The organism is Aromatoleum toluolicum, from assembly GCF_012911005.2.
In the GTDB taxonomy this organism is placed as follows: domain Bacteria; phylum Pseudomonadota; class Gammaproteobacteria; order Burkholderiales; family Rhodocyclaceae; genus Aromatoleum; species Aromatoleum toluolicum.
Window position 1 is genome coordinate 1 of the sequence record NZ_WTVS01000144.1, and the last position, 4,785, is coordinate 4,785.

Consider the following 4,785-nt stretch of genomic DNA (forward strand, 5'->3'; position numbering starts at 1 on the left):
TTCCCCACTTTCGGGGGCGGAGCAGGGCGTCGGGGAGCGCCGGATTCACCGGAAGCCCGCCCGTTCCGCGGGATGTGGAAGTTGGCACAAAGCATGCTGATGTACCGTCAAAGCCGTATCCGGCATTCTCGATCGGAGCGGAGCAAACGCGGAGACGGCCATGTCAGCCAGCCGAAGGGTGTTGATAGTCGAAGACGAGGACATCCTCGCAGAGAACTTGCAGGCCTACCTGCAACGGGCCAGCTGCGACGCCCGCGTGGCGTGCGACGGCGCGAGCGCGATCCTGACGCTGGATGACTTCGTGCCCGACGTGCTGGTGCTCGACTACCGGCTCCCGGACATGTCCGGCTTCCAGGTGCTGGACGCGATCCGGATGCGCGGGGCGACCGCCAACGCCATCCTGATGACGGGGCAGCCGCGCAACGAGGTGTATGACGAGGCGGCACGGCGGGGCATCGAACACATCCTGTTCAAGCCCTTCCCGCTCGCCGAGCTGTCGAAAGTGGTGTGCAGCATCGGCCCCGGCGTGGCGACACGCGTCGCGGGCGGGGCCGAGCCGTACGGGGATCACGGGCTGACGCACCCGGACCGGCGCCAGCACCCGAGCCATCGCTTCCCGATGCGGCTGTACGACGGGACGTGGCTGTTCGCCGACCGGCGGCATGCCGGCCTGCACCGGCCGCTGCGCGAGGGCGAAGGCGAGGGCGAAGAATGACAACAGAGAGGCGCGGCAGGGCGCGAGGGAAGCGGGAAGGACGCACCGTGCGGCGATAAGAAATGAAGAAACGGCGGGCCAGCTAGCACGCGACCCGCAGGAGATCGATGCGATGGACATGCATGTCACCCCTGAAATGGTCGTGCCGGACGACGGCAACGGTGTGGTGGCGCGGCTCGATGCCGCCCTGTTGCGAACGGCACGCGAGCGAGCCGCGACGCAGGGGCGCCGCGCGATCGACGAACTGGAGGAGCTGGCCGGACTCGAACCGCGCGAATTCGTGCGTCGCCTGGCCATCACGCTGCATTACCCGGTGCTCGGCAGCGAGCAGCTGTTCGCCAGCGCGCCGGACTTCTCGAAAGTGCCGCTGGCCGACGCGATCAAGCACGAGTTCGTGCTCGTGAAGCGTCCGCCGGAAGCGGGCGGCGGCCTCGTCGGCGTGATCTCCGATCCCTTCGACGGCGCGCGGCTCGCGTGGATCGACGAGCGCCTCGCCGGCGCGGAGCTGTATCTCGCGCATCCGGCGGACCTGTCGGCCTACCTCGCGCGCCACGAGGAAGACTTCCACGCCATCGACTCGCTCGCCGAGGCGCACGAGGAGGCAGAGATCGTCGAGGACGTCGAGACGCTCTCGCTCACGCGCATCAGCGAGGACTCCAGCGTCGTCGTCAAGCTGGTCAATTCGACGCTCTACGACGCGCTCAAGGCCAAGGCGAGCGACATCCACCTGAGCGTCACCGGCAGCGGCATGGTGATCAAGTACCGTGTCGACGGCGTGCTCAACACCGCCAGCCGCGTGCAGGGCGCCGAAGTGGCCGAGCAGATGATCTCTCGCGTGAAGGTGATGGCCGAGCTCGACATCGCCGAGAAGCGCGTGCCGCAGGACGGCCGCTTCAAGGTCGCGATCAAGGGGCGCCAGATCGACTTCCGCGTCTCCATCATCCCAAGCATCTTCGGCGAGGACGCCGTGCTGCGCGTGCTCGACAAGCAGGATCTCGCCGACCAGGTGCACGGCGTGCGCCTCGACTCGCTCGGCTTCGAGGCCGACGTCATGAAGACGCTGCGCCGCCTCGCCGGCGAACCCTACGGCATGGTGCTGGTGACCGGGCCGACCGGCAGCGGCAAGACCACCACGCTGTACGCGATGCTCACCGAGATCAACCGCGGCGTGGACAAGATCATCACCATCGAGGACCCGGTCGAGTACCAGCTCCCCGGCGTGCTGCAGATCCCGGTGAACGAGAAGAAGGGCCTCACCTTCTCGCGCGGCCTGCGCTCCATCCTGCGCCACGATCCGGACAAGATCATGGTGGGTGAAATCCGCGACCCCGACACGGCGCAGATCGCCGTGCAGTCCGCGCTCACCGGCCACCTCGTGTTCACGACCATCCACGCCAACAACGTGTTCGACGTGATCGGCCGCTTCACGCAGATGGAGGTCGACCCGTACAGCTTCGTGTCGGCGCTCAACGGCGTGCTCGCGCAGCGCCTGATCCGCCTCGCCTGTCCGCACTGTGCGGTCGACCTGCGCCCGCGCGACGACGAGCTCGTCGCCTCCGGCATCGACCCCGCGGACACCCACGGCTGGCGCTTCGTGCACAGCCCCGGCTGCGGGCGCTGCCGCGGCAGCGGCTACCGCGGCCGCACCGCGATCGCCGAGGTGCTGCTGCTCGACGACGAGCTGCGCCAGACCATCATCGACCGCAAGCCCATCGCCGAACTCAAGGAACTCGCGAAGAAGCGCGGCCTGCGCCTGCTGCGCGAATCCGCACTCGATCTCGTGCGCACCGGCCAGACCACGCTCGAGGAGATCAACCGTGTCACTTTTGTCGCGTGACCACCTCGTCACCGTGCTCGCGCCGACGCGGGTGACGCTGCTGCGCGCGGGGCGGGGGGGCCCCGCGCCCTGCGGCGCCGGCGACTGCGAAGGTGGCTGGAGCGCCGCCGTCGATGCGCTGCAGGGGCTGCTGCGCGAGGCCGGCACCCGCCGCGGCGGCCTGACGGTGGTGCTCTCCAGCCACTTCGCGCACTTCCGCCTGGTGCCGTGGAGCGACGCGATCGGCTCGCCCGCCGAGCTGGAGACCTTCACCCGCATCGGCTTCGAGGACATCTACGGGCCGATCGCGGCCGGCTGGGCGCTGCGCATCTCGCCCGAGGCCGCAGGCCGCCCGCGCGTGGCCGTGGCGGTCGAACAGGCGCTGCTGGAGCGCCTGCAGGCCGTCGCGCAGGGCGCCGGGCTGCGCCTCGAGTCGGTGCAGCCGCACCTGATGGCGGCCTACAACCGCCTGCAGCCGCGCCTCGCCCGTGACAACTTCGTGTTCGCCGTCGCCGAGCCGGGCCGCTGCAGCGTGCTGCTCGCGCGCGCCGGGCAATGGCTGTCGGTGCGCTCCAGCGCCAGCGCCGACAGCGAGCGCGCCGTCGCGGCACTGCTCGAGCGCGAGTGCGAGCTCAACGGCATCGGCGATCCGGCGGCGGGGCCGGCGCCGGCCGTGTATGTGCATGCCCCCGGCCACGCGGCGGGCGCCTGGCCGACCGTCGAAGGCATCGCGCCGCAGGCGCTGGCGCTGGGCGGCGGCGATACGTGGCAGGACATGGCGCGGGCGGTCGCGTCATGAACCGGCTCGAGCTCGACTTCCGCCGCGCGCCGCGGCCCCGCGCCGGCGGCTGGGTGCTGTTCGCCGCGGGCATAGCCCTCATCGGCACGGCGATGTGGACCAGCGTCGAGATCGAGGCCGAGGCCGCTGCGCTGGAAACCTCGGTGCGCGACATCGTCGCTGGCCTGCCGGAGGCGCTGCTCGACCAGCATCCGCCGGGCGCGGGCACGAAGGCGCGCGACGGCCGCGACAATGGGCTGGCGGACATGCAGCGCGTGCAGGCGCGCATCGACAACCGCCCCTGGCAGGAGCTGTTCGCGACGCTGGAAGCGCTCGCCAGCGACGACGTCGCGCTGCTGTCGCTGACACCGGACGCGCGCAAGCGCCAGCTGCGCGTCACCGCCGAGGCGCGCGACCTCGGCGCGATGCTCGCCTACCACCGCAAGCTCGAGGACACGCCCGCGCTGCGCGACGTGTCGCTCGTCAATCACGAGCTCGCCGAGCAGGTGCAGGGCCGGCCGGTGCGCTTCAGCCTCGTCGCAAGCTGGGTGACGGACCATGCGCATCCATAAGCTCACGCTGCACGAGGCGCTGCGCCGCCTCGGCCTGCCCGGCCTCGGCGGTGCCGCGCTGCTCGCCGCGGCGGCAGGCTGGGCGCTGCTGGTGGTGCTGCCCGGCATCGAGTCGCGCGAACGCGCCGAACAGCACATGCTGCGCGCCCAGGCGCAGGCCTCGGCGGTGCTGCGCGGCGAAGTGCACATCGCGCAGCCGCCCGCGCGCCAGCTCGACGACTTCTACGCCGGGCTGCCGGCCCAGCCCGCCGCGACCGGCGCGATCGACGGCCTGTACGCCGCGGCCGACGCCGAGAAGATCTCGCTCGCGCGCGGCGAGTACGCGCTCGCGGTGGAGCAGGGCACGGACATGGCGCGCTACCAGATCCTGCTGCCGGTGCGTGGCAGCTACGCGCAGCTGCGCCGCTTCATCGACACCGCGATCGCGAAGGTGCCGGGCCTGAGCGTGGAAGACCTCGACCTGCAGCGCAAGGCGGTGTCCGACTCCGAACTCGAAGGGCGCATCCGCATGACCCTGTACCTGTCGAGGCGCTGATGGCGGACCGGCGCAAGCTCTTCTGGGTGGTGTTCCTCGGTGCGGCCGCTGCGCTCGCGGTGATCCCCGAATTCTTCGAAAGTCCTGGCGACGACGCCGTCCAGCCGCTCGCCCGCCCGCGTGCGCCGGCGCCCGCTGCCGCCGCCCCGGTCGCTCCAGTCACGCAGAGCCGCCAGCTCGCCGAGCTGCGCTCCGCGCCGACCCCTGCCGCGGCCGCTCCTGCGCCACCTGCCGGTACGCCGCCCACCAGCACGCCGCCCACCAGCACGCCGGACGGGGCGCCCGCGCCTGCCGCGGCCACAGCGGCGGCACCGGCCGACGCCGCGCCCCGCCCCGCGCCGGAGCTCTTCGCCGCGCACAGCTGGTACG

At 71.5% G+C, this 4,785-nt stretch carries 5 protein-coding genes and 1 pseudogene; all 6 read left to right on the forward strand.

Annotated features, from left to right (window positions below):
• Positions 1-160 precede the first annotated feature (160 nt).
• The gene (locus tag GPA27_RS27780) at positions 161-715 is read left to right on the forward strand and encodes a response regulator (protein ID WP_169143643.1); all 555 of its coding nucleotides are present in this window, start codon (positions 161-163) and stop codon (positions 713-715) included.
• 112 nt (positions 716-827) lie between these two features.
• Entirely contained in the window at positions 828-2,552 is a 1,725-nt protein-coding gene (locus GPA27_RS27785) for a GspE/PulE family protein (protein WP_169143644.1), read from the forward strand.
• Positions 2,533-3,330, forward strand: coding sequence for a hypothetical protein (locus tag GPA27_RS27790; RefSeq protein WP_169143645.1), 798 nt, complete (start codon positions 2,533-2,535; stop codon positions 3,328-3,330). The genes GPA27_RS27785 and GPA27_RS27790 overlap by 20 nt, the downstream gene beginning before the upstream one ends.
• Entirely contained in the window at positions 3,327-3,881 is a 555-nt protein-coding gene (locus GPA27_RS27795) for a PilN domain-containing protein (RefSeq protein ID WP_169143646.1), read from the forward strand. The genes GPA27_RS27790 and GPA27_RS27795 overlap by 4 nt, the downstream gene beginning before the upstream one ends.
• Positions 3,868-4,416 carry a GspMb/PilO family protein gene (locus tag GPA27_RS27800; RefSeq protein ID WP_169143647.1) on the forward strand — a complete coding sequence of 183 codons (549 nt, stop codon included), beginning with the start codon at positions 3,868-3,870 and terminating at the stop codon, positions 4,414-4,416. Before GPA27_RS27795 ends, GPA27_RS27800 begins: the two co-directional genes overlap by 14 nt.
• Positions 4,416-4,785 (forward strand): annotated as a pseudogene (locus GPA27_RS27805) (hypothetical protein); the annotation flags it as partial. The gene GPA27_RS27800 and the pseudogene GPA27_RS27805, both read left to right, overlap by 1 nt.